The sequence below is a fragment of the Aestuariibius violaceus genome (assembly GCF_040779325.2).
GTDB classification, from domain to species: domain Bacteria; phylum Pseudomonadota; class Alphaproteobacteria; order Rhodobacterales; family Rhodobacteraceae; genus Aestuariibius; species Aestuariibius violaceus.
In genome coordinates, this window is record NZ_JBFONT020000037.1 from 1 (window position 1) to 291 (window position 291).

Annotated in this window: 1 protein-coding gene; it reads right to left on the reverse strand. The window is 45.4% G+C overall.

Features of this window, described 5'->3' with window-relative positions:
• Positions 1 to 252 (reverse strand): magnesium transporter (locus AADZ90_RS22445; RefSeq protein ID WP_411997186.1); only part of this gene is annotated, 252 nt, incomplete at its 3' end.
• Between the last annotated feature and the right edge of the window lie 39 nt (positions 253 to 291).

Consider the following 291-nt stretch of genomic DNA (forward strand, 5'->3'; position numbering starts at 1 on the left):
ACCCAGCATCATGTCTTGTTTCCATATAGCAACGACCGTTGCTATCAGTAATGCCCAGATAACACCATTTAAAAAACCGACGGCAAGCTCTTTATTGAGTAATGCTTTGGCGTTGCTATCACCAACATGACCCAAGGCGATACCGCGAATCACCAAGGTTAAGGTCTGATTTCCCGCGACCCCGCCCATACTGGGCACAAGAGAATTTAAAATTGCGAGAATAGCGAGCTGGCTTAAGATCCCTTCAAACATACTAGTAACTGCAACGGCGAGTAACGCAGTGATTAAATT